This is a genomic window from Flavobacterium gilvum, from assembly GCF_001761465.1.
Taxonomy (GTDB): domain Bacteria; phylum Bacteroidota; class Bacteroidia; order Flavobacteriales; family Flavobacteriaceae; genus Flavobacterium; species Flavobacterium gilvum.
Genome location: NZ_CP017479.1, coordinates 354,081 through 375,542, shown reverse-complemented (window position 1 = coordinate 375,542; position 21,462 = coordinate 354,081). Strand labels below are relative to the sequence as shown.

Annotated in this window: 12 protein-coding genes, 2 rRNA genes and 1 pseudogene; 7 read left to right on the top strand and 8 right to left on the bottom strand. The window is 36.4% G+C overall.

Annotated elements, in window-relative coordinates:
• The first annotated feature begins 78 nt into the window (after window positions 1-78).
• A 23S ribosomal RNA gene (locus tag EM308_RS01595) occupies window positions 79-2,963 on the top strand.
• 197 nt (window positions 2,964-3,160) lie between these two features.
• Window positions 3,161-3,270, top strand: a 5S ribosomal RNA gene (gene rrf / locus EM308_RS01590).
• A gap of 137 nt (window positions 3,271-3,407) precedes the next feature.
• On the opposite strand, the gene EM308_RS01585 is transcribed toward rrf, so the two are convergent.
• The 8 genes and pseudogenes from EM308_RS01585 to porU form a co-directional block, all read right to left on the bottom strand.
• On the bottom strand, window positions 3,408-4,361 hold the full coding sequence (locus tag EM308_RS01585) for an ISAon1 family transposase (protein WP_197516509.1): 954 nt from the start codon (window positions 4,359-4,361) through the stop codon (window positions 3,408-3,410).
• Between the two features lie 10 nt (window positions 4,362-4,371).
• Entirely contained in the window at window positions 4,372-4,737 is a 366-nt protein-coding gene (locus EM308_RS01580; protein WP_035640510.1) for an ISAon1 family transposase N-terminal region protein, read from the bottom strand.
• Window positions 4,738-4,803: 66 nt separating this feature from the next.
• Window positions 4,804-4,893: pseudogene (locus tag EM308_RS18440) on the bottom strand (transposase); the annotation flags it as partial.
• A gap of 509 nt (window positions 4,894-5,402) precedes the next feature.
• Window positions 5,403-7,031, bottom strand: a complete 1,629-nt coding sequence (locus EM308_RS01575; RefSeq protein WP_035639636.1) for a pyruvate dehydrogenase complex dihydrolipoamide acetyltransferase — start codon at window positions 7,029-7,031, stop codon at window positions 5,403-5,405.
• 7 nt (window positions 7,032-7,038) lie between these two features.
• Entirely contained in the window at window positions 7,039-8,037 is a 999-nt protein-coding gene (gene pdhA, locus EM308_RS01570) for a pyruvate dehydrogenase (acetyl-transferring) E1 component subunit alpha (protein ID WP_035639634.1), read from the bottom strand.
• 160 nt (window positions 8,038-8,197) lie between these two features.
• Window positions 8,198-8,680 carry a cytidine deaminase gene (cdd, locus tag EM308_RS01565; RefSeq protein WP_035639629.1) on the bottom strand — a complete coding sequence of 161 codons (483 nt, stop codon included), beginning with the start codon at window positions 8,678-8,680 and terminating at the stop codon, window positions 8,198-8,200.
• 105 nt (window positions 8,681-8,785) lie between these two features.
• Window positions 8,786-9,949: a type IX secretion system outer membrane channel protein PorV gene (gene porV, locus EM308_RS01560; protein ID WP_035639626.1), complete on the bottom strand. Its 1,164-nt coding sequence runs from the start codon at window positions 9,947-9,949 to the stop codon at window positions 8,786-8,788.
• Between the two features lie 43 nt (window positions 9,950-9,992).
• Entirely contained in the window at window positions 9,993-13,820 is a 3,828-nt protein-coding gene (gene porU / locus EM308_RS01555; RefSeq protein WP_035639624.1) for a type IX secretion system sortase PorU, read from the bottom strand.
• A gap of 214 nt (window positions 13,821-14,034) precedes the next feature.
• On the opposite strand from porU, the gene gldJ reads away from it, so the two are divergent.
• From gldJ to EM308_RS01525, 5 genes are all read left to right on the top strand, one after another.
• Window positions 14,035-15,729, top strand: a complete 1,695-nt coding sequence (gldJ, locus tag EM308_RS01550; protein ID WP_035639622.1) for a gliding motility lipoprotein GldJ — start codon at window positions 14,035-14,037, stop codon at window positions 15,727-15,729.
• A 65-nt stretch (window positions 15,730-15,794) separates the two neighbouring features.
• Entirely contained in the window at window positions 15,795-17,081 is a 1,287-nt protein-coding gene (locus EM308_RS01545; RefSeq protein WP_035639621.1) for a UDP-N-acetylmuramoyl-tripeptide--D-alanyl-D-alanine ligase, read from the top strand.
• Between the two features lie 134 nt (window positions 17,082-17,215).
• On the top strand, window positions 17,216-18,367 hold the full coding sequence (locus tag EM308_RS01540; protein ID WP_035639619.1) for an acyltransferase family protein: 1,152 nt from the start codon (window positions 17,216-17,218) through the stop codon (window positions 18,365-18,367).
• Between the two features lie 91 nt (window positions 18,368-18,458).
• Window positions 18,459-19,819, top strand: a protein-coding gene (locus EM308_RS18370; RefSeq protein ID WP_394332816.1) for an IS3 family transposase whose coding sequence is annotated in 2 segments (ribosomal slippage) — window positions 18,459-18,936 and window positions 18,936-19,819 — 1,362 coding nt in all. Because the reading frame shifts where the segments join, the coding sequence is not laid out codon by codon here.
• A 475-nt stretch (window positions 19,820-20,294) separates the two neighbouring features.
• Window positions 20,295-21,452, top strand: a complete 1,158-nt coding sequence (locus tag EM308_RS01525; RefSeq protein WP_231560044.1) for a glycoside hydrolase family 88/105 protein — start codon at window positions 20,295-20,297, stop codon at window positions 21,450-21,452.
• Window positions 21,453-21,462: the final 10 nt, after the last annotated feature.

The window sequence follows — 21,462 nt, the reverse complement described above, 5'->3', positions numbered from 1 at the left end:
ATGCGTTTGTTGTTGATAGTTTTTAGTTTGTAGTTACAAAACGATAAGCGATAAACAAAAAACAATAAACCGTAAGTACAATAAGCAAAATAAGGGCGTATGGGGGATGCCTAGGCTCTCAGAGGCGAAGAAGGACGTGATAAGCTGCGAAAAGCTGCGGGGACGGGCACACACCGATTGATCCGCAGGTATCCGAATGGGGCAACCCACTATGTTGAAGACATAGTACACCGATAGGTGGGCAAACCCGCTGAACTGAAACATCTAAGTAGGCGGAGGAGAAGAAAACAAAAGTGATTCCGTAAGTAGTGGCGAGCGAACGCGGATTAGCCCAAACCAATGTTGTTACGGCAATGTTGGGGTTGTAGGACCACGATATTTTATGCAAACAGAACCGGAAGTTACTGGAAAGTGACGCCATAGAGGGTGATAGCCCCGTATGGGTAATGAATGTAATAGATAGTGGTATCCTGAGTAGGGCGGGGCACGTGAAACCCTGTCTGAATTTGGCGGGACCATCCGCTAAGGCTAAATACTCCTGAGAGACCGATAGTGAACCAGTACCGTGAGGGAAAGGTGAAAAGAACCGTGAATAACGGAGTGAAATAGATCCTGAAACCATACGCTTACAAGCGGTCGGAGCCCATTAGTTGGGTGACGGCGTGCCTTTTGCATAATGAGCCTACGAGTTAACGTTGCTGGCAAGGATAAGTGGTTAAGCCATGGATCCGTAGCGAAAGCGAGTCTGAATAGGGCGCTTTAGTCAGTAGTGTTAGACGCGAAACCGTGTGATCTACCCATGGGCAGGATGAAGCGCTGGTAACACAGTGTGGAGGTCCGAACCGGTTGACGTTGAAAAGTCTTCGGATGACCTGTGGGTAGGGGTGAAAGGCCAATCAAACTCGGAAATAGCTCGTACTCCCCGAAATGCATTTAGGTGCAGCGCATATTATAAGTTATATAGAGGTAGAGCTACTGATTGGATGCGGGGGCTTCACCGCCTACCAATTCCTGACAAACTCCGAATGCTATATAATGTTTTTATGCAGTGAGGGCTTGGGTGCTAAGGTCCAAGTCCGAGAGGGAAAGAACCCAGACCATCAGCTAAGGTCCCCAAATATATGTTAAGTTGAAAGAACGCGGTTTGTCTGCCCAGACAGCTAGGATGTTGGCTTGGAAGCAGCCATTCATTTAAAGAGTGCGTAACAGCTCACTAGTCGAGCGGACGAGCATGGATAATAATCGGGCATAAACATATTACCGAAGCTATGGATTTGCAGGCAACTGCAAGTGGTAGGGGAGCATTCTGTCAGGGTTGAAGGTTTTTCGTAAGGAGAGCTGGACTGGACAGAAAAGAAAATGTAGGCATAAGTAACGATAATGCGGGCGAGAAACCCGCACACCGAAAGACTAAGGTTTCCACAGCTATGCTAATCAGCTGTGGGTTAGTCGGGACCTAAGGCGAACCCGAAAGGGACAGTCGATGGCCAACGGGTTAATATTCCCGTACTACTGATTACTGTGATGGGGTGACGGAGTGATGAAAGCGCCGCGAACTGACGGAATAGTTCGTTGAAGTACCTAGCTATAAGATCTATAGGCAAATCCGTAGATTTTGGTGAAATACGATAGTACTCGGAGTCTTCGGACAAAGAGATAGTGCGCCTAAGGGCTTCCAAGAAAAACCTCTAAACTTCAGGTAATTAGTACCCGTACCGCAAACCGACACAGGTAGTCGAGGAGAGAATCCTAAGGTGCTCGAGAGATTCATGGCTAAGGAATTAGGCAAAATAGACCCGTAACTTCGGGAGAAGGGTCGCCTCGTCGTAAGACGAGGCCGCAGTGAAGAGGTCCAGGCGACTGTTTATCAAAAACACAGGGCTCTGCAAAATCGTAAGATGAAGTATAGGGCCTGACACCTGCCCGGTGCTGGAAGGTTAAGAGGAGATGTTATCTTCGGAGAAGCATTGAATTGAAGCCCCAGTAAACGGCGGCCGTAACTATAACGGTCCTAAGGTAGCGAAATTCCTTGTCGGGTAAGTTCCGACCTGCACGAATGGTGTAACGATCTGGACACTGTCTCAGCCATGAGCTCGGTGAAATTGTAGTAACGGTGAAGATGCCGTTTACCCGCAGTGGGACGAAAAGACCCTGTGCACCTTTACTATAGCTTAGTATTGACCTTGGATAAATGATGTGTAGGATAGGTTGGAGACTGTGAAGTGGCGTCGCCAGGCGTTGTGGAGTCATTGTTGAAATACAACCCTTTGTTTATCTGAGGCCTAACCCCATATTGTGGGGGACATTGCTTGGTGGGTAGTTTGACTGGGGTGGTCGCCTCCAAAAGAGTAACGGAGGCTTCTAAAGGTTCCCTCAGTACGCTTGGTAACCGTGCGAAGAGTGCAATGGCATAAGGGAGCTTGACTGAGAGACATACAGGTCGATCAGGTACGAAAGTAGAGCATAGTGATCCGGTGGTTCCGCATGGAAGGGCCATCGCTCAAAGGATAAAAGGTACGCCGGGGATAACAGGCTGATCTCCCCCAAGAGCTCATATCGACGGGGGGGTTTGGCACCTCGATGTCGGCTCGTCACATCCTGGGGCTGGAGAAGGTCCCAAGGGTTGGGCTGTTCGCCCATTAAAGTGGCACGCGAGCTGGGTTCAGAACGTCGTGAGACAGTTCGGTCTCTATCTACTGTGGGCGTTAGAAATTTGAGTGGATCTGATTCTAGTACGAGAGGACCGAATTGGACAAACCTCTAGTGTATCTGTTGTCCCGCCAGGGGCACCGCAGAGTAGCTACGTTTGGAAGGGATAAGCGCTGAAAGCATATAAGCGCGAAACCCACCACAAGATGAGATTTCTTTTAAGGGTCGTGGAAGATGACCACGTTGATAGGCTATAGGTGTAAAGGCAGTAATGTCATAGCCGAGTAGTACTAATAACCCGTAAGCTTATGTACACCCTTTTCTCTCTCTGGTCTCGTTCTAAACGAGACGAGAGAGAGAAGAAACTTTCTAAAACACTTTTTATGTTCTTTATCTCAGTATGTTAAAATATTTACAGCGTAGCTGTATTGAAAGTTTAACGTTTAAAGTTTGAGGTTGTTGGTTAAACAACTTTAAACAAAATTAAACCTTAAACCCTCAAGCAAAACCTTAAGGTGGTTATTGCGGCGGGGCTCACCTCTTCCCATCCCGAACAGAGTAGTTAAGCCCGCCTGCGCAGATGGTACTGCAATTTTGTGGGAGAGTATGTCGCTGCCTTTCTTTTAAAAAACCCGTCTCGTTTTTATTTCGAGACGGGATTTTTTATAAAATAGTTAAATAATATTGGTACCTTAGCTCAGATGGTAGAGCAATGGACTGAAAATGGATCAATCCCAAAACCTGTGGGGAAGTAAAATTTATGCATAGATATTGGTTAGCCTGAAAAGGAAGAATCCAATGTTTCTAACCCCTCTAAATTGAGATCTAAACGCTTTTATTTTTGCATTAAAAGATTCAGCGGAAGCATTGGTACTTCTGTTATCAAAATAATTCAAGATTGTTTGATAGTGATTCTCTATTGATCGTGAGATTGTGTTAAAGGATTTAAATCCGGATTGATTTACTTTCTCGTGCCATTTAGCCAATCTTGAGAGTCCAATAATTTTATTCTGTGTATTCTCGAAGATGTTTCTTAAGTCTTGAGCTAATTCATATGCTTTTTGGATTTCAGGATATAAATCGAACAATATTATAGCTCTAATTATTTGGCTTTTTGACCATTTAGACTTGTTTTTGTTGAGAAAGTGCCGGCTTCTGGCTAATAATTGCTTATTGGTATCTCCATTTGATAACATTTGAGATTCGTACTTAATTTTACTGCTTTTAGCCTTCTCAATAGCTTCGTTTTCTAGGTCTATCGCTTGCCAACGGTATTTTACTCTGATTTCTTGTAAAGCGTCTAGTGCTAGTTTTTGAACATGGAAACGGTCGGTGACTTGAATTGCATTTGGAAAACATTTCTTGGCTATTAATCCCATATTTGCTGCCATATCCAAAGTAATTTCTTTGACTTGCTTGCGCTGTTTGATTGGGATTTGTTCAATGAAAGATATTACCGTTTCCGCTTTAGTTCCAGCAATCATAGCAACTATGGTTCCTTTTCTTCCTTTAGCCGCTTTGTTGGTTACAACGGTATATAGTTCGCCATTGGAAAGGGAAGTTTCATCTATTGACAAGCGTTTGCCTATGTTTTGGGGAAAGAGAAGCCATTTTTCCGCATGTTTGAGTTGATCCCAAGCTTTGAAATTACTTAAAAACTCTTTGTATTGATATTGTAAATTTCTACCTGAAACTCCATAGAAAGAGGCAATGGCATTACAATCATTTGGTTTGGAATCTATTGATCTCTTTTAAAAAAGACGCAAACTCTTGTGTTACTCGAGTGCCGTCCGCTACTAAATTCCAATCTCTAAACACCACTTTTCCAGTGTCTTGGTTAAGCCATCTTCTGCGAGTGATATGCAAATACACTTGGTGTCCTCGGATAGGAAAATCCTGCACCGTTATCTCATCAAAGAATCCTTTTGAACTTAATTTAGACGCCCTGTATTCTTTAGGAACTGAATTAATCTCTCTAAGGTACAGATGAAGTATCTCATCTCCTTTTTCATAAGAAGTAAGTTCAAAATAATCTACAATTATTTCAGGTAATAACAATTTAAGTAAGTCGATAAAGGAATCTTGCATTGCATATAATATGAAATGACAAATGTCTAGATTTTTAAATTTCTCCACAACTTTTCGTCTTGATCCGAAATCTATTTTCCTGACGCCTCTAAATTGGCTTCTAAAAGCTTTTATTTTTGCATTAAAAGATTCAGCCGAAGCATTGGTACTTCTATTGGATCAATCCTAAAATTGATGTTTGGATGATCAGAAATGAATGCTTTTTTTAGTGACTGTGCTCGCGTGAGTGATGGAAGCAAGTTACCGAAGTAACGCGTACAGCACGACAGCATTAGGGAAAGGGGGCGAATATGCGTTACAATAAGTTGCCCCCTTTTCCTAATGGTGGCACGCCCAAATGCTTTTGAAGTAAATAATCCCGATTTAAGTTATTATTTTTTGAAAATGCTGTCTTGTTAGAGGGGAATTGTAAATAGTATTGATTAATTAGTAGATAGGGGTTTATTGTATTGGTTTTATTAATAAAGACTGTCTGAAAGTCTAATTATAATTTTATTAAGTTAATTTTTTTATGAAGAAGCTTAGTTTGAAGGTTTTGTTTTGATTCTTAGTGCTCCCTAAATTTGAATTAATGTTTTTTTTTAAACTTAACCAGATATTCAAATTATTTTAAAAAAATCCCGTCTAGTTTTGCTAGACGGGATTAAGAATATTAAATGCAGTGTTTATGCAAGCATGGTTACTGGATTTTCAATATATTGTTTTAATGTTTGTAAAAACTGTGCTCCTGTTGCACCGTCGATTGTTCGGTGATCGCAGGCTAATGAAAGCATCATTGTGTTTCCAACTACAATTTGACCATTTTTTACTACTGGTTTTTCAACAATAGCTCCAACAGATAAAATAGCTGAATTTGGTTGGTTGATGATGGAGTTGAATTCTGTTATTCCGAACATTCCGAGGTTAGAAACAGTAAATGTACTTCCTTCCATCTCTGCAGGACCTAATTTTTTGTTTTTGGCTCTTCCAGCAAGATCTCTTACGCTTGCTCCAATTTGTGAAAGGCTCATCGCATCAGTAAATCTTAAAACAGGAACTACTAATCCATCTTCAACAGCTACAGCCACTCCGATGTTCACGTGATGGTTGATGGTTATTGCATCATCTTTCCATTGAGAATTGATTTTTGGATGTTTTTTTAGTGCCAATGCGCAAGCTTTGATAACCATATCATTGAACGATACTTTTGTATCAGGTACAGTATTAATAACTGCTCTTGATTGCATAGCATCATCCATTGAAACTTCGATTACGAGATTGTAATGAGGTGCTGTGAATAATGATTCTGATAAACGTTTCGCAATGATTTTACGCATTTGCGAGTTTTTGATTTCTTCAGTGAAAACTTCTCCTGCTGGTACAAATACTTTTGGAGCTTCTGTTTTTACAGCTTCTGGAGCTTTTGCTTCTGGAGCTGCTACTGTAGCAGAAGGAGTGAAATTTTCGATATCGCTTTTTACGATACGACCATTTTCACCAGATCCTTTAACTTGTGTTAATTGAATTCCTTTTTCGCTTGCTATTTTTTTAGCCAATGGAGAAGCCAAAATTCTTTTTCCGTCACTAACTACTTCAACTGGTTCTGCTGTTTTTTCTGCTGGTGCGGATTTAGCTTCCTCTTTTGCTTGAGAAGCTGCAGGAGCGGCTCCACCAACTTTATAATTTTCAGCTATTCCATTGATGTCAGTTCCAGCTGGTCCAATGATAGCTAAAAGACTATCTACTGGCGCTGTGTTTCCTTCTTGAATTCCAATATATAATAGAGTACCTTCATTGAAAGATTCGAATTCCATTGTAGCTTTGTCGGTTTCGATTTCGGCAAGAATATCTCCTTCTGCAACTGAGTCTCCAACTTTTTTCAACCAAGAAGCTACTGTACCTTCGGTCATGGTGTCGCTTAGACGCGGCATAGTTACCACAACAACTCCTTTTGGGAGTGCTGCTGCTGGCGCTGCTACTAGAGTTTCAGAAGTGCTAGTTTCAGCTACTACTGGAGCTGATTCTGCTACTGCTGGTGCAGATGCGCCTCCTGCGATTAATGCAGAAACATCTTCACCTTCTTTTCCGATAATTGCTAATAATGAATCTACTGGAGCAGTTTCGCCTTCTGGGATTCCAATATATAAAAGTGTCCCTTCGTTGAAGGATTCAAATTCCATAGTTGCTTTGTCGGTTTCGATTTCGGCTAAGATATCTCCTTCGCTTACTTTATCACCTACTTTTTTAAGCCAAGCTGCTACCGTCCCTTCTGTCATAGTATCGCTCAAGCGAGGCATTGTTACAATTGTTGCCATATTTGATTTATAATTTATGAGGTGTGAATGGATAGTTTTCTTGTTCGTACACTACATCGTACAATTGTTGAATTTCTGGGTAAGGTGATTCTTCAGCAAATTGAGCACATTCTTCAACGTGATCTTTTACTCTTTGATCAATTACTTCAACTTCTTCTTGTGTAGCATATTTTTGATCTAAAATCACATCTAAAACCTGGGTGATTGGATCTATTTTTTTGTATTCTTCAACCTCTTCTTTTGAACGGTATAATTGCGCATCAGACATAGAGTGTCCTCTGTATCGGTATGTTTTCATTTCTAGGAAGGTAGGTCCATCACCGCGTCTTGCTCTTTCAATTGCTTCAGTCATTGCTTCGGCAACTTTTACAGGATTCATTCCGTCAACCGGTCCGCAAGGCATTTCATAACCAAGACCTAATTTCCAAATATCTGTATGGTTTGCAGTTCTTTCAACAGAAGTTCCCATTGCATATCCGTTATTTTCAACTATAAAAACAACTGGAAGTTTCCATAACATAGCCATGTTGAAAGCTTCGTGTAAAGAACCTTGACGAGCAGCTCCATCTCCGAAATAAGTCAATGTAACTCCACCCGTTTCGTTGTATTTATCTCCAAATGCCAAACCAGCTCCCAATGGAATTTGTCCACCAACAATACCGTGTCCTCCGTAAAAACGGTGTTCTTTGGAAAAAATGTGCATTGATCCCCCCATCCCTTTTGATGTTCCGGTGGCTTTCCCCAATAGTTCGGCCATTACACGTCTAGGATCAACTCCCATACCAATAGGTTGAACGTGATTTCTATAGGCAGTAATCATTTTGTCTTTTGTCAAATCCATAGCGTGTAAAGCTCCCGCTAATACAGCTTCTTGACCGTTATATAGGTGTAGAAAACCTCTAACTTTTTGTTGAATGTATAATGCCGCAAGTTTGTCCTCAAACTTTCTCCAAAATAGCATGTCTTCATACCACTTTAAATAGACTTCTTTTGTAACTTCTTTCATAGAAATAATTCTTTTGCTTAAGTGTTATAGTATTATCAATTATGACCTAGTAACGCAAAATAGTTTCCTCACCACAAATTTGCGCCCCGAAGGCGTCGGGATGCAAAATTAAGACATTCCTACTAAGAACTAAAAATTTAAAAGATAAATTTTAGTTTTTTTAAAGTAATTTTTTTTCAAACATGAAAGGGAGTAGATTTTTTAAGGATGCAGAGTGGTGAATTTCACCTGTTTCTCCCGTATAATATATTTCAATAGGGCTTTCTTGTCGAATTTCATATTCTGCGATGGATTGTCTGCAGGCACCACATGGAGGAACCGGAGTGGTAGTTTGATTGCGTTCTGAAGTGCCAGAAATAGTAATTTTGAGTATTCTTGCTTCGGGGTAAATGCTTCCTGCCTGAAAAATAGCGACTCTTTCGGCACAAAGTCCTGAAGGATACGCGGCATTTTCCTGATTGGAGCCAACAACTATTTTACCATTATCTAAAAGAATTGCTGCTCCTACGTTAAACTTTGAATACGGAGCGTATGCATTTTTTCTGACTTCAATTGCTTTTAGCATTAAATTTTGCTCAACTAAGGGGAGTTCTTGAATGTTTTCAAAAACAGTGATTTTTGAAGATGTTGTTATTTCTTTCATTAGTTGAATTTTTTGATGTAAATATAAGGAAGGGTCTCGAATAAAATCAAAAAAAAATCAATGTTATGAAGTTTGGATCTTTTGCTTTGTGGAAAAGGAATAATGTTAGTAATTCTCGTATTTATTTCCAAAATTGAACGTCAAAGAAAAACGTAAAGTGTTTTCTAATGGGTTCTGTACTTTGGAGGCAGAGAATAAGTAGGAAACATCAATTTTTAGTGAAGTGTATTTGAATCCTGCGCCAAGAGAGAAAAATTCTCTTGCTCCTTTTTCAGGACTTTCATAGAAATATCCTGCACGAAACGAAAAGGAATCCTGATAAACATATTCTGACCCTACTGAATAGGTGACTTCTTTTAATTCTTCACTAAAACCGCCAGGGGCATCGGTAAATGATTTGAACATTCCAGAGAACCAACCTATGGATTGGTAGTTGTCGCTATTTTGTTGCGCTTCTTCAGGGGTGACTGTTCCGTCTCCATTTAAATCTGGATTTTGCGGAGTTGGTACCATTAATTTGCTTATTTCCAAATTCAAAGCGATTTTATTGTATTCATCCAAAATAAAATCAAAACCGCCTCCCAATCTCATGTTTGCGGGCAAAAAGTTATTGTTGATGTCATCGTTATCATAACTCATTTTGGGTCCCATATTTTGGAAATTAAATCCCGCTCTCCATCTACCGTTGAAATTGCTATATGCGATTTCATTTGATTGAAAAAAACCGGCTACATCAACTCCAAAACTGCTTGAAGAAGAAGAGTCGTTATTTTCTGTGGCTACTTTTAGGTTTGAATTTATGAAGCGACCTGCGACTGCCATCGAAAATTTATCACTTAGTTTTAGGGAATACGAAAGATCTAATGCAAATTCGTTTGGAGATACCGTAAGTGGTTGACTATCGAAATCCTGGCGCAATTCTATGTCGCCCAATCCAAAATAACGAAAACTGGTTGCAAAAGCACTTCTTTCACTATATCTATTATAATAGTTTACTTGGGCTAATGAAATATCATTTACTAAATCGGTCAAATAAGGAGTATAGCTTACGGAAAATCCTTGTTGATCTGTGGCAAATGCATATTTTGAAGGATTCCATTGTTGTGAAAAACTATCCGTGGATGAGGCAACACCATTGTCTCCCATACCTGCCGACCGGGCATCGGCTGCGACTAAAAGAAAAGGAACAGCAGTTGTGATCACGCTTTCCTGTGCATGAATAAAATTTAATGAATATAATAGGGTAATGAGTAAAGTCGTTCTTTTCATTATATTTTAATAAAAAATTAGCAGGTATAAAGATACGATATTATTAAAGAATCACAAGCTTTTCAAACTTTTCAGCCTTTTGATTGGATAGGGTTGCCTTTACTGTTAGTTTGTAAACATAAACTCCTTTACCAATTTTATTTCCAAAATCATCACGAGTGTCCCATGAGATATCTCGTGATAAAAAACCCGAGGTTGTGATGGTTTGGTTTTTTGTCCAAACTATCTTCCCTGTTATTGTTAATATTTGAACCTGAACGTCTAAAGGTTCATTTGGTTTGTTGTGTGAGAACCAGAATTCGGTATAATTTACGCACGGATTAGGGTAATTTAAAACATTTGTCAATGTAATCGATTCATCTCCAATCACCAAAAATTGAATTTCGGCTGTCGTAGCATTATTATAAACATCCCAAACTGTAAAAGTAAGGGTGTGCATTCCTGTTTTTAAATTTCTGAAAGGAAAATGTAGGCTACCTTTTGTGAAATTATCCAACTCGGTTTGATAATAATCATTTAGAATGAATGGATTGGCAAAATCTCCATCTAAAACAGCTACAATATCATGACCGATGCCGCCTGCTGTATTGATGCCGCTTTCGTCCTCCATATAAGCAATTAATATTGGGGAATCGTTGCTTATACCTCCCGAAACAAAAGTTTGGTCGTTCATATATAACTTCACTTTTGGACTATTATTGTCTGCAACTGCATTTTTATTAACACCTCCTATTTTGATAGAAGTGTCGTAACCTGTAACATCACCTGTAGATTCAATTTTTTGAGCATAAAAGCTAAGTTTTCCATTATCTAAAGGAATTCGAATATCTTTTGGTACAATAAAACTATATTCAAATTGACCGTTTGTAACGGAAGCATTTCCTCTAAAAATGGCTTCTCCCAAAGTGGTGAAATTTATAGGAGGACTGTAGCCATCGTTGTTTAAAGTGCTTTTTGTTATTTTTTTATCAAATAAAATAGTTGCCAAAATACCGTTGTAATCTGTTAAAATTTGATTGTTTTCGTCTGTTATTTCTCCTGATATTTTCATTTTATCCAATGACTTAAAATCTGGAATTGATTGAGTTACCGGAATGTCATTTACTTTGGTCAGAATTACTTTTGGTTTTGGTATAGCCAGAAATAAAGCGGGGTCACCAAGATAAAGAATTACGTTTGTTGCGCTGTTTGGATTTTCGTTTTTTGAAATTCTGAGCGCTTCGGCAATAGAAACATATTGGTTGGAACCGTATGATAAAAGATTTTTTGTAAAAGTATCATTAAAATTTTCGGCGCTGAATTGTTCAATCGAACGAATTGTGGATACCAAAGAAATAGCCCCGCCTTTTGGGTTCCAATAAATGTATTCGCCGGCTGTAGGTCTAGTGGGATTGTCAAAACGGGAAAAGTCGCATGTAATTGTTGTAAATAATGGATATTTGTACTGATTGGTGAGGCTTTGACTATCGGCTTTGTCCCAAATTCTTTCGCTCGCGAGGCCATCTTCTCCGCCGTGTCCCAAATAGTTGAAAACTAAAGCGCCTTTTTCAAATTGGGTATAAAAATCAGATTTTGCTTTTGGATATCTTTCTCCTCCCGCGGAGGCCTCTTGAGTGTAAGCGTCCAAAAATATTTTGGTCACATTGAGAAAAGGTTTTTGGGTTGTAATTTCATCTGCAAGAGTGTTTTGTCTTGATTGTAACGAAGCATCAGTTGATTTGTCTGAGTCGTCAGAAAGTGTGATGTAATTGTTTCTCCAATTACCATAAGCTTTTTTGTCGTGATACTCGATAATTTTATTAATCATTTCGTCTGCTTGTGCACTATTATTGATCAGCATTCTGCCTACGGCGATATCTGTTCCTCCATAATTTGTAGTTATATTTCCTTCGGAATCATCCATTAGACAATAAAAATCATCCGAGGCAAATGATGCTTCGCCAATAGTGTTGCTGGTCAATGACTCGTATATGGGGACAATATTGGAGTTGTTGGTTATTCTTTTTTTATAGTCAAATGAGGCATCGCCAAATAGATTGACATATCGTATTCGTTTGTCTGGGGAAGAAGCGTTATCGTAAATGTATTTTATGCAGTTTCTTATGGCTGCAATATCTTGTTTGCCTGATGAAAATTCCTGATAGATGGATTCGAGAGTAATTGTTTTTACATTCAGGTTGGAGTTTATTCGATGAAAATTGGCAAGTTTTTCCGCATGTTGTCTCAAAACTTCAGGAGTGATAATTACATAATCAATATCCTGAAATTGACCCTGTGAATTTTGGAAAACGGTACCTTTAATATTAGTGTTGATTATTTTTGATTTGTTTTCTTTGGACGGAGAATAATAATCATTTGGATCAATGGCTATGTATTTTCTAAGTTCTCCAAGATTTGCTTTAAGCGAAAATGTATTTAGATTGTTGTTTTCTTTTTTGAATACATTATATAGGTCTGTTATATCCCAAATTTGCGAAATATTGGCAGCATTTGAGAAATCATAGGATATAATTCCCAAGCTTGAACCTGATTGGTCGTATTGAAAATGAAATTGTTTGCCAAAACCCAGTAGCTTACTTTTTACTTTTAATTGGATGTAGTCCAGAAAGCCTTTAGATCCGGGAACTCCATTGTTATTGTAGGATAATTTGATTTTTATATTTGATGTTCCTGTAAATGTGGTGTTGGTTGGAAGTGAAGCGTTAAAGTATTGTGTGTCTGAACTGGTACTTAATGCGTTAAATGAAACATTGCCAATTTCTAGTCCATTGGCCAGAACCTTAAATGAAGTTGGTGTATAGGCTGCAGATGCCAATGATATATTTAGTTTAACTAGTGTTGAGGAATCAATATTTGGAAAATCAAAAGTGAATTCCTGATCCTGATTAATGTCGAATGATTCGCCAACCCACTGACGGCCTACCTGAGCAATATTTGTAAGATCGACTTCGTGAAATTGATAATCGTTATAAGTTGAAATATTCAAAGTACTTGCCGATGTTGGTTCAGGTATATTCTGTATTCTCTTACCGTTATCATTTCCTATTGTTATGTAATAATAGGATTTTGAATCGTATAAATTTAGATTGGTTAGACTTTCGTCATTCCAGTTATAAATTCCTTCACCGTAAAATAAAATATAATCTTCATTGTTGAAAACACCATCGCTTTCTCCTTGGATTTGAATTGCGTTTTCGGTAAGATCTGTCGGATAGGAAACATCGTTAGCCAGTGGTAGCATTTTACCGCCATTACCATATAATTTTATTCTTTTAGGGTCAATTCCGTTTAAATTAATGCCTAAATCCTGTAAAAAAGTTTTAGAAATCTTGTACACTCCTGATTTTTCAATATAAAATCGATACCAATCCCCTGTAGACAAAACAGAATTTGTAATGTTGATTTTGTTTTTAATAGAAATAGTTTTTTTTGTAGGACTGCTATTGATGGAGTATGAAAAAGATTTGATCCTTTTGTAGCCGGAAGCTTCTTTGATTATTGGAGATATTTGAAGATAATTTTGAATAGTATTTCTTGATTTGATTGTGCGAAGTGTGGTTTTTACAGTAGAAGGAATATGAGAAGTGTTTAAATTTCCAAGGGCAGCTGAAGATATAGTTTCATAAAGGATATTTGAAATCTCAATGCTTTTTTCGTCTAAATCAGATGAGTTTTTTAAATTTAAGCTGTAATATAGTGATTGGCTAAAAGAGTTATAAAAATAACTATCACCTTTAAAAGTTGGTATTTTCGGTTTATTGGTTGTGTTTGAGATATCATTTTGAATCCAGTCAATTGTAATGTCTCCTTTTATTTGAGCAAAAGTTAAAATTGGCAATAAAAAAATAAAAACAAGTAATTGGTTTTTCATTATAATTTTGGTAAAGTGCTCTTTATAAGAGCTAAAATTAAATAAAAAATATTAAATTCGTTTTCGTTGTTTTGTATAATAAAAAATATATTTTTGCGTTTTTAATGCGTCAGTTGTTAAAACATTACAAATTAAAGTTAAAAATGGTTTTGCGATTTAATGTTTAATTGTTACATTGCGCTACCTAAATTTTAATAATCACCTACTAGAAACTATGAAAGTAAACAAAACTATTCCCCTCCAGATAATACTAGCCCTCACATTAGTATTAGGATTAGCTAGTTGTAGCAAAAAAACTAAAACCGAAAGTACTTCGAGAGGTACCGGTTGGAATGTAAACAGTTCTAAAGGTGGTTTTACCAAAGGAATTGCTCATAAGACACAGGAAACAGGACCAGGTTTGGTATTTATAGAAGGAGGAACTTTTACAAGAGGATTAGTTCAGGATGACGTAATGCGTGATTGGAATAATATTCCAAATCAGCAGCACGTTATGTCTTTTTATATGGACGAAACTGAAGTTACGAACTTAATGTACCTTGAATATCTTGAATGGTTGAAAAAGGTATATCCACCAACAGAAGAAAATTATAAAAACATTTATGAAGGAGCTTCTCCTGATACACTTGTTTGGAGAAATAGATTAGGTTATAATGAAACAATGACCAATAACTATTTAAGACATCCAGCTTATGCAAACTATCCTGTTGTTGGGGTAAATTGGGTACAGGCTGTGGAGTTCAGCAAGTGGAGAACAGATCGTGTAAATGAAGCGGTTCTTGAAAAAAATGGTTATTTGAAGAAAAACGCTAAAACATTGGATGTTTCTGCAGATAATAACTTTAACACCGAAACTTATTTGGCTGCTCCTACATTGACTTATGGAGGAAACGAAGAAATTCTTTTGCATGGAAAAGGAGCTTCTAAAAAAGCGCCAAGACCAGATAAAAACGGTAATGTTGTAGAAGAGAAAAACGTTTATGCTCAAAGATCAAGTGGGATTTTATTGCCAGAATATAGACTTCCGACTGAATCAGAGTGGGAATATGCTGCTGCTGCTGATGTAGGTCAGAGAGAATACAATATTTACAAAGGACAAAAGAAATATCCTTGGTCAGGAAGTTACACTCGTTCTGGAAAAAGATCAAACAAAGGTTTCCAATTGGCTAACTTTAAACAGGGTAACGGAGATTACGGAGGAATTGCAGGTTGGTCTGATGACGGAGCTGATATTACAAATGCAGTAAAAAGCTATCCAGCAAATGACTTTGGATTGTATGATATGGCAGGAAACGTAGCCGAGTGGGTTGCGGATGTTTACAGACCTATTGTTGATGTTGAAACTAATGATTTTAACTATTTCAGAGGTAACGTTTACACTAAAAATAAAATCGGAAAAGACGGAAAAATTGAAGTTATTAATAATAAAAATGTTGCTTACGATACATTAAGTAATGGGAAATTAGTACCGATAGCTTTACCAGGTGAAATTGCTCAAGTTCCTGTAGATGATAATGAAACTTATTTGAGACAAAACTTCAGTACAAGTAATAATATAAACTACAGAGATGGTGATAAACAATCTAGTAAGTATTATAAATTTGCTTCTTCTGATGCTGATAAAACTTCAGACAAAGAGATTATGTATAATGCCCCAAAACACAATGTGAGAATTGACAGTTTGGGTAATTTGGAAAGAAAATATGATAAGTCTAACAAAAGAACCACTTTGATTAACGATGCAGTTCGTGTATACAAAGGAGGATCTTGGAGAGACAGAGCTTATTGGTTGGATCCTGCACAAAGAAGATTCTTCCCTCAGGATATGGCAACAGATTATATCGGATTTAGATGTGCTATGTCTAGAGTAGGTTCTAAGTCGAACACAAAAAAATCACCAAGAAATTAATTTTTTATTATATCATACAATAAAAGCCCTTTCATTAGGGCTTTTATTTTTTAAACTATTTTTATATGGATATTCAGTACATTCATAGTCAGTTTTTGAAATGCAGTTCGGTTTCAATCGACACTCGAAAAATTGATAAAAATTCGTTTTTTGTAGCAATAAAAGGAGATAACTTTGATGCTAATACTTTTGCTCAGGAAGCACTTGATAAAGGGGCGTCCTATGTGATAATAGATAATAAAGAATATTACATTGACGAAAGAACGATTTTGGTACAAAACAGTTTGGCTGCTCTTCAGGAACTGGCTAAATATCACCGAAGCTATTTGAAACTACCAATAATTGCTCTTACGGGAAGTAATGGTAAGACCACTACCAAAGAGTTAATCAACGTAGTACTTTCTAAAAAATTCAAAACAAAAGCAACTGTCGGGAATCTAAATAATCATATTGGAGTGCCTTTAACGCTGCTGTCATTTAACGAAGAAACAGAAATGGGGATTGTTGAGATGGGAGCGAATCATCAAAAAGAAATTGAATTTTTGTGTGGTATAGCACAACCGGATTATGGATATATAACCAATTTTGGAAAAGCACATCTTGAAGGGTTTGGAGGTGTTGAAGGAGTGATTAAAGGAAAAAGTGAAATGTATCAATACCTTTCTGATAACGACAAATTAGCTTTTGTTAATCTTGAGGATCCTATTCAAATTGAAAAAACTAAAGCAATGAAGGTTTATTCTTTTGGAGTTAATAAAGATTTTGCTAACGTAAATATTACCAGTATTGCTGCTAATCCATTTGTTGCTGTTTCGTATTCTCAAAATATAATTTCGACACATTTGATAGGTTTGTACAATGCAAATAATGTTAATGCCGCAATTGCGATAGGAACTTATTTTGGTGTGCAAGAAAGTGATATAAAAAGCGCATTGGAAGGCTATATTCCCGAAAATAACAGATCGCAATTAATGACTAAAGGAACAAACGAAATAATTCTGGATGCATACAATGCCAATCCGAGCAGTATGAAAGTGGCTATTGAGAATTTTATTCTTTTAGACAAAAAAAACAAAATTGCATTTCTGGGAGATATGTTTGAATTAGGAGAGGAGAGTTTGTTGGAGCATAAGGGAGTTGTAGATTTGTTGATTAATCAAAAGGAAATTATTTGCTATTTTGTTGGAAAAGATTTTTATCAGAATAAAATAAATCAATCCAATTTATTTTTCTTTGAAAACTTTGATGTTTTTTCGGATTCGATTAAAAATAAAAAGTTTGATAATAATATGATACTCATCAAAGGTTCCAGAGGAATGGCTTTGGAACGGACATTAGAGTTTATAGTGTAATAAATTAAAAAACTCCTTTGGGAAATCCTAAAGGAGTTTTTTATTAATTAGTAAACAATTAATAGAAATTCTTTGTATCTATGTGGTAAAAAACTCACTAATGAGTTGAAAATAATTAAAAATTAGTTACCAATATGAATTTACTAAACTCAAAACCCCATTATCAGATTTTGGATGGCCTTCGAGGTGTTGCGGCCTTGCTAGTTGTTGCTTTTCATGTACTTGAGGCAAGTGCAACCAGTCATTTGGATCAAATAATCAATCATGGTTATCTGGCTGTAGATTTTTTCTTTTTACTTTCTGGATTTGTTATTGGCTATGCCTATGACGACCGCTGGAACAACATGAGTGTAGGTGATTTTTTCAAGCGAAGGCTGGTCCGTTTACAGCCAATGGTAATTTTGGGGATGATTATTGGGGCAATATGTTTCTATTTTCAAGATTCTGTTCTGTGGCCAATGATTCATGAAGTGCCAGTATGGAAGATGTTATTGGTAATGTTGGTAGGATGTACACTTCTTCCGTTGCCAGTATCGATGGATATAAGAGGCTGGACAGAAATGCATCCGCTAAATGGTCCAGGATGGTCATTGTTTTTTGAATATCTTGCCAATATATTTTATGCGTTGTTCGTCCGCAAGTTTTCCAAACTACTGTTGTCAATTTTAGTTTTTCTTTCAGCAGTATTTCTGATTCATTTGGCTTTAACGAGCAAACATGGTGATATCATTGGTGGTTGGGCACTTCAGCCAGACCAATTACATATTGGTTTTGCCCGAATGACCTATCCGTTTTTTGCAGGCTTATTATTATTTAGAGTGAGCAAAATAGTTTCCATAAAAAATACTTTTTTCCTATGCAGTTTACTTTTGATAATTGTTCTTGCGATGCCTAGAATTGGTGGGAAAGAAATGTTATGGGCCAATGGACTTTACGATTCATTAATTGTGATTTTTATTTTTCCGCTCATCGTTTTCCTGGGTGCGGGAGGCAAACCCGAAAACAAGTTTGCTTATAAAGTTTGCAAATTTTTTGGAGACATATCTTATCCGATTTACATTACGCATTATCCCTTAATTTATATTTATACAGGTTGGGTAGCAACAAATAAAATCCCTTTACAAGAAGCTTTACCGGTTGGGGTGCTGGTATTCTTTTCTTCGATAGCATTAGCTTATGGTTCGCTGAAATTATATGATGAACCGACACGAAAATGGTTGAAAGACAAAGTGTTCAGAAATCAAAAAGTGGAAGTTTCCACTATTGGAGCAGTTTCAAAAAATTAAACTCAAAAAAATAATTATAAACTAAAACCTCGTTTACAGACTTGTAATTGCACTGCCCCCAAAAAGTTAGACACTATTTGGGGGTATTTTTATGGAAAGAAAATCAAAATATGATTATGCATTTAAGAAAGAATGTGTTGAGTTAGTTTTAAATAATGGCTATTCAAGTAGACATGTTTCTAAATTGAAAGGTCCAGATGAATCTAATATTCGTAAATGGGTTAGTTTTTATAAGATCTATGGTGAATCTGGGTTGATTAGTTATAAGAACAAAAAATACGCTTTAGATATTAAGTTAAAAGTATTGCAATCTATTTATAAAGAATCACTTTCATTGAAAGAAACTGCTTTAAGATTTAATATTTCCGATTCATCTATAATAATCAAATGGCAAAAAGATTTTAGTAATTTTGGATTGAAAGGATTATATACTAAACCCAGAGGCAGACCAAAATCTATGAGCAATAATAAACCTAAAAAGCATACATCAGATAAACCATTAACTAGAGAAGAAGAACTACTTTTAGAAAACGAAGCATTACGTTGTGAACTTGATTATTTAAAAAAGTTACAAGCCTTAATTCAAGCAGAAGAGAAAGCCAAAAAGCGCAAGTCATAATGGAATTAAGGCATAAATATGATTTAAAACCACTTTTAAATCATGCTAATATGGCACGAAGTACTTTTTATTATCATCAAAAACAACCTGAAATACCAGATAAATACAAAGTAATTAAAGAGTTAATAAAATCTATTTATCACAGACATAAAGGGCGTTATGGGTATAGACGAATAACAGATGAACTTCAAAACAAAGGAATCGTTATTAATCACAAAACCGTTTTACGATTAATGAATTTGTTAGGGTTAAAAAGTATTATCAGGGTAAAGAAATACAAATCCTATAAAGGAGAAAATGGTAAAATTGCACCGAATCTGTTAAATCGTAATTTTAAAGCTACAGCTCCCAATCAAAAATGGGCAACCGATATAACAGAGTTCAATGTCTTTGGAAAAAAATTGTATTTATCACCGATTATAGATTTATTTAATCAAGAAATAATTAGTTATGAACTAACAGAACGACCAGTGTTTAATCAAGTGGTAACTATGCTTAAAAAAGCATTTAAGAAAATACCAAATAACGCTAATTTAACTCTTCATTCTGATCAAGGTTGGCAATATCAAATGAAACAATATCAACACTTATTAAAAGAAAAAGGAATTATACAGAGCATGTCAAGAAAAGGAAATTGTTTAGATAATGCCATTATTGAAAACTTCTTTGGAACATTAAAATCTGAACTTTTTTATATAACAAAGTTTAGAACAATAGAAGAATTAAAAACTGAAATTAAACAGTATATTAACTATTACAATAACGATAGAATCAAATCAAATTTAAACAAAATGAGCCCGATAAAATATCGAGCTCACTATTATAAAAATTAATTATAAATTTGTCCAAACTTTTGGGTGCAGTCTAAAGCGAGGTTTTTTTGTTGTTTGTAGTCTATAGAAAAAGCAATTTGTATTAAGTTTTGGTTAATGACTTTGCTTTTTCAAATATTTCACATTGTGTACTATCAGATTGCAACCATTGGCAATATGCTTAGAGTTTGATTTCGTATTACTTTTTTAGTTTTGTCTTTTTTTTATTACTAAATAATTTATACTATAATGCCAAAAAAATAATAAATGTAAAAAATACAATTACAATTGTATCGATTAAGTTTGAAATATAAATATTTAAAATTACATTTGTGTAATCGATTACATTTTGTGGAATTTCGTGTCGAAAAATACATTTAAAAGTAAATAGATTTTAACAATATTATTTGAAATACAGATGAATTACTTTCAAAAAATCAATTTTTTTAAGAGATTAAGTTTGCTACTTATCTTGTTAATATACGGTAGTCAATCTATGGCTCAAATAGGACCAGAAATTGCGGAGAACAAACACAATAATTCAATTTCAAACAAGTTAAAATGGTCTGAACGAATGGCCTTGACCTTAATGCAGCGTCATCCGCAATCTTATATGATTGATGATGCAAAAGTGGCGCATTGGAGCTATGTGCATGGTTTGGTTATGTATGCTTTTCAGGAATTGGATAAACAAAAAAAGAATGGCAAATATGAAGCCTACATCAAACAATACGCCGATGAATTGATTGATGCTGATGGAAATATCAAAACCTTCAAGCTTGATTCTTATAATATTGACAATATTCCTGGGGGAAGAATTTTGTTTGATTTGTATGCAAAAACAAAAGACAAGTGTTATTTAACCGCCATGCAAACTCTTCGCACACAGCTCGAAAAACAGCCAAGAACACCAAGTGGAGGATTTTGGCATAAGCAAATTTATCCAAACCAAATGTGGCTGGATGGCTTATATATGGGGGAACCTTTTTATGCGCAATATACAGCTACTTTCGAAAAAGGAGCTAAATTTGATGATATCGCCAAACAATTTGAGTTAATTCAATTACATGCTACAGATCTCAAAACAGGATTGTTGTATCACGCTTGGGACGAAAGTAGACAGATGCCATGGGCTAATAAAGAAACCGGAAATTCACCTAATTTCTGGTCCAGATCGATTGGCTGGTATGTAATGGCTCTGGTAGATGTTCTGGATTATTTCCCGAAGAATCACCCGAAACGTAAGGAATTGATAAAATATCTGAATAACGTTTCAACAGCTTTGGTAAAATTTCAGGACAAATCAGGAATGTGGTATCAGGTTACAGATATGGGAGGCAGAGAAGGTAATTATTTAGAATCTTCGGGAACTTCGATGTTTGCTTACGCTTTCGCAAAAGGGGTAAACAAGGGATATTTGCCAAAAGAGTTTAAAAAAGCTGCCAACAAAGCTTTTGATGCATTGACTACCATATCGATGAAAATAGATAGCAATGGGGAAATTGAACTAACAAATGCCTGTGCTGTTGCGGGCTTGGGTGGAAATCCTTACCGAGACGGTTCTTATGAATATTACATCAACGAGAGAAAGAAAAATAATGACCCAAAAGCGACTGGACCTTTTATTTTGGCCGCTTTAGAATTGAATAGATAAGATTCTCAGA

Excerpts from the sequence above, each read along its gene's own strand:
- EM308_RS01580 (WP_035640510.1), bottom strand. The coding sequence starts at position 4,737 with ATGCAAGATTCCTTTATCGACTTACTTAAATTGTTATTACCTGAAATA.
- porU (WP_035639624.1), bottom strand. The coding sequence starts at position 13,820 with ATGAAAAACCAATTACTTGTTTTTATTTTTTTATTGCCAATTTTAACT.
- EM308_RS01525 (WP_231560044.1), top strand. The coding sequence starts at position 20,295 with ATGGCTCAAATAGGACCAGAAATTGCGGAGAACAAACACAATAATTCA.
- gldJ (WP_035639622.1), top strand. The coding sequence starts at position 14,035 with ATGAAAGTAAACAAAACTATTCCCCTCCAGATAATACTAGCCCTCACA.
- EM308_RS01540 (WP_035639619.1), top strand. The coding sequence starts at position 17,216 with ATGAATTTACTAAACTCAAAACCCCATTATCAGATTTTGGATGGCCTT.
- cdd (WP_035639629.1), bottom strand. The coding sequence starts at position 8,680 with ATGAAAGAAATAACAACATCTTCAAAAATCACTGTTTTTGAAAACATT.
- EM308_RS01575 (WP_035639636.1), bottom strand. The coding sequence starts at position 7,031 with ATGGCAACAATTGTAACAATGCCTCGCTTGAGCGATACTATGACAGAA.
- EM308_RS01545 (WP_035639621.1), top strand. The coding sequence starts at position 15,795 with ATGGATATTCAGTACATTCATAGTCAGTTTTTGAAATGCAGTTCGGTT.
- pdhA (WP_035639634.1), bottom strand. The coding sequence starts at position 8,037 with ATGAAAGAAGTTACAAAAGAAGTCTATTTAAAGTGGTATGAAGACATG.
- porV (WP_035639626.1), bottom strand. The coding sequence starts at position 9,949 with ATGAAAAGAACGACTTTACTCATTACCCTATTATATTCATTAAATTTT.